The sequence below is a fragment of the Patescibacteria group bacterium genome, assembly GCA_026397045.1.
Classification (GTDB): domain Bacteria; phylum Patescibacteriota; class Saccharimonadia; order CAILAD01; family BJGX01; genus JAPLVO01.
On record JAPLVO010000002.1, the window covers coordinates 1 to 4,178 of the forward strand.

Annotated in this window: 4 protein-coding genes; all 4 read right to left on the bottom strand. The window is 43.5% G+C overall.

Translation table 11 applies throughout. The features are described 5' to 3' along the window. Window positions 1-1,332: DUF2779 domain-containing protein (locus NT111_00040; protein MCX6804411.1), on the bottom strand; the 1,332-nt coding region annotated here is incomplete at its 3' end. Between the two features lie 153 nt (window positions 1,333-1,485). Then, a complete protein-coding gene (locus NT111_00045; protein MCX6804412.1) occupies window positions 1,486-2,109 on the bottom strand; it encodes a superoxide dismutase in 624 nt (207 codons plus the stop codon). 73 nt (window positions 2,110-2,182) lie between these two features. After that, entirely contained in the window at window positions 2,183-3,283 is a 1,101-nt protein-coding gene (locus NT111_00050) for an alpha/beta hydrolase (GenBank protein ID MCX6804413.1), read from the bottom strand. A 70-nt stretch (window positions 3,284-3,353) separates the two neighbouring features. Then, entirely contained in the window at window positions 3,354-3,977 is a 624-nt protein-coding gene (locus NT111_00055; protein ID MCX6804414.1) for an NAD(P)H-binding protein, read from the bottom strand. Between the last annotated feature and the right edge of the window lie 201 nt (window positions 3,978-4,178).

A 4,178-nucleotide genomic window follows, 5' to 3' on the forward strand; every position in this document is an offset into this window, starting at 1 on the left:
GATGCCTAGATTTTTGTAGCTAAGTTCGGGAACCAGTACCGGCAGGACATTTTTAATACTCGCACTGCCACCAAAATTAGCATCGACATAATATCCTTTGCTAAATGGAATCATCAGGTCGGCCATTCGAACATTTATATCTTTATAAAATCCTTCAAATTCACTATCCATAATACCTAGCGCAGTATTGCAAGATTTTTCAAAACTCATATTCCAGGCTATTACACTGCCCGTCTTGCCGATGTGCCCGCGTAATGTTTCGCTAAGTGGCCTAGCCGGGTTAGAATTGTCGGCTTGGAGGTATCCCATATGCTCCAGTTCCCCACCAGGCGAACTTAGTACATGTAATGAATACTGGAATGGAATCTGTTGGTATGGCTTGGTGCCGTCGAAATACGGAACGCAGCTACTGAGAGTTTCATAATCAAAAAAGTACAGTGGGTACTCGAGCTTGGATAAAAACTTTTTGATCTTTTCTTTATCATAAATTGGTTCACCTTTAGCCAAAGCCTCTAGTTGTCGGCGCTGGTATTTGCTATCAACTAAGCTAAGTGGGATATCTTTGAGCTTGGTGATACCTTCTTCCTCAAACAAGCGGATATTATCTGTATTAATGCGACAAAGCTCATAGATACTTCCGTCTTCAATTGGCTTAATATTTTTATATACTTCCAGCCAGTCTTTTAGGCTGTATAATTTACACCTCGCTGGCGACGGGTCTGGCATTTCGGCTTGCTCCATGACTTCTATGGCACCCTCGATATTGCGCTTGGTTTGATTAAGCTCTTTTTTGACATCCTCGGTGACATTCGTTGTAGTAGTGATTTGCTTGGAATCTACCTCGCCCTCTCGGACATAGCTATTGTCGACATGTATGACATAGATATCGTTTACAATATAGCCGCAGTTTTCGAGTACGGTCGTCTGAAAGGCTAAATCTAGGATGTGATCCTGCTTAACCCCGGTGCTTGATTTGATTTCGTATAAATCAACTTCATTTTTTCCGATGACTCGAATTACATCGCAAATAAAAGTAGTTTGCCCGTGCTCGAAGCGGCCTTGAAAAATTGTTTTGGTTCCCCTATCGAGTTCTTCCTGGGTTCGCAAAGGCATATTTAAATACTGATAATAGTCATTAAAGCCGACTTTTACCCCGTCCGGGAAATGAGATTCGGCATAGGCCTCAAAGTTGTGGCCCGCATCGAACATGGCCTGCAGGTCGGCACTGACTGGTGGGATTTTATTTTTATCGTGCTTTTTAACCCACAAGAATGCAGGGTGTCTTAAGTACATCATGTATTCGGATTTGGATAAGATTAGCTTTTTGCTCATAGCTATATTATACCCCAGAGTTAATGGCTCATTACAGCAATTCCCGTGCTACTTCTAAATTGCTGCTGAGCTAGCCTAAATATTATAGCCATTAAGCCAGTATTTAATAAGCCAAATTTCAGTTATTATTAAAATTCTCTACAGCACTAAGCGCTATTCTGGTAGCATCAGCGATTTGGGCGCGGTAGCTTCATACTGAGACTCTACAAACTTCCAGTCGATAATCTGCCAGATAGCGGCGACATAATCTGGGCGCTTATTGCGGTAGTCTATATAGTAGGCGTGTTCCCATACATCTACAGCGAGAAGTGGCTTGAGGCCGTCTTGAATAGGAGTACCAGCGTCATGCATAGCAAGCATTTCGAGCTTGCCAGATTTGCCAACAAATAGCCAGGCCCAACCACTGCCAAAATGTTTGCTGGCCATCTCGCTAAACTGAGCTTTGAAAGTTGTAAAATCTGTAAAAGCCTCGTCAATAGCCTCGGCTAGCTTGCCCGATGGCGCATTGCCCTCGCCTTGCGGCGTAGTTAGACACTGCCAGTAAAAGCTATGATTGTAAGCCTGGGCCATATTATTAAAAATTGGGCCAGGCTCAGCCTTAACAATTACCTCTTCAATTGGCAAGCCGGCAAGATCAGTGCCCTCGATAAGACCATTGAGATTGTCAATATAGGCCTGGTGGTGCTTGCCATAATGGTACTCGATAGTTTCTTGAGACATAATTGGCTCTAGGGCATTTGTGGCGTATTTAAGCTTGGGTAGTACGAATTTTTTGATAACTTTGACCTTTCTTTTAGTTCTTAACTTTGCAATATCTACATTATAGCAGAATAAGCCTAGGGTATTTAGCCTAGCTGAACTTGGCCATAAAGGCCTCTAGCTCTTTGCTAAATTGAGCTGAATACGGGTACTCGATTTGGCTAGTGAGCGGCATAGTGCTGGCGTCTTGAGTGCCAATATCGCGCAAAATATGAACAACATTTTTAAGCTCTACGTATTTGAAGCTATCAGTACTTTTAGGCTTGAAGGCCTGAGCTAGAGCCCAAACTCCAGAGCCCGCCGGGCCGCTTGTGGCTGGTGGCGTATTGAAGTCTTTGCTTCCAGCTGTGATGAGTGTAGGCAAGCTAAGGCTTGCTGCGATCTCGCAAGGGTCTAGGGCGTCTTCTGTTTTGATAAGTAAGTTTTGCATACGCTGGTAGACAATACTGGCCACCATATCTTGCCACTGCTTGGCTTCATTGCTTGGCTTAAGCAAGGGCGGCTGAGGTGGCTGGAGCTCTGCAAAGCCAGCTTTATTTTCGCGAATCATAGAAACCCCAGCATTAATCCAGCTTATCAGTGATTTTTTTTCATTAGAATCAATCTTGGTTTGGTTTATTTGCTCCACTAGTTGGCGGGCAACAATATCTAAAAATCTACCATAAGATGGCTCGGCTAGTACTAGACCGGCTGGCTGTGACTTAGCCTGGCTGGCTAGAAGCATTGCGATAAGGCCGCCTTCACTGTGTCCAAGAATAATGATTTTTTCTGGGTCTATGCCTGGCTGTTTGGCCAAATACTGCATGCCACTTTGGGCCGGCTCAACAAATATCTGCTCAAAGCTGTGTGTAACAAGGCTACTAGGGTTAGATGCATAGGGGCCTAGCCCAGTGGCTCCAGAGGTAACTTTGTCATATCGCAGCGAGGCTATACCTTGTGTAGCCAGTATATCGGCCAGCCAATTATAGACATCTAGCTTGAGCTGAGGCAGCCCGGCCTGAGTAGGCGCATTGCCGTCTCTGTCTACAGGCCCGCTACCAGATATAATAAGTACCGCCGGTAGGCTTTGGCTTGAATCTTTTGGTAGCCTAATACTGCCGTGCAGCTCAATACCGCTAGGCGTACTAAAAACCACATCTTTGTCTGGCTCGATAGTTATGGGAGCTGATTTGTTTGCTTGGGATTTATTCATATACTTAATTATTACCTTATATATATTATAGTCGCCAGATTTATTAAAAAGGCCAAAAAGCCAAAATATACTAGTAGGTTATCGTGACCGCTTTTCGAATATAATGCTTGGCCTTGAGCTCATCAAGTATAAAGCGCGCTACATCTTTGCGGGAAATATGTGGGTCGAGGCCAAATTTGATAGACTCACCGGCTCGGTAGTGCCCTGTGGCTGGGCCAGAAGTAAGCCGAATTGGCCGTATGATTGTGTAGTCTAGGCCCGAGCTAGCTACGATTTTTTCCATTTTGTCTTTATCTTTTGACATTGGCCCCAGTAAAGTTTTGTGAATTAGCTTGTAGTAAAAGGGCAAGCTCTGCCAAGAATCTGCCGCACCAAAAGCCGACTGAGTGATGAGCCGTTTGATTTTGAGTTTTTGCATGGCTGAGACGATATTTTTATTGCCCTGAGAAAGCACCGGCTCAGAGCTGCCAATCTTAACCCCAAGCTCGCTTATAACAGCTTCGGCGCCTTTCATAGCATCACTTACCTGCTTAGAATCTAGAACGCTAAGCTCAATAAATTCTAAATTCTTAAGGCCTTCAAGCTTAGGGTTTTTGTGCATATCACAGGCCGTAATGCTGTAGCCGGCTTGTGATGCAAGTATTGCCACTTCTACACCGGTCTTACCGCTGGCTCCAAAAATACATAGTTTCATAATAGCTATCTTAGCATAATTAGACGCTCTATATTGCTAAAAAAATTAGCAGCAAGATTTTTTTGAAAATTTATTTAATATAACACTAGAAAACAATTGCTCAGAAAAATGTCTATTGTGATTATGGTTATCAGTGTATACAATACAGATATAACAATAGGATTATCACATGAATGACGATAAATCACAGAACCAAAGCCA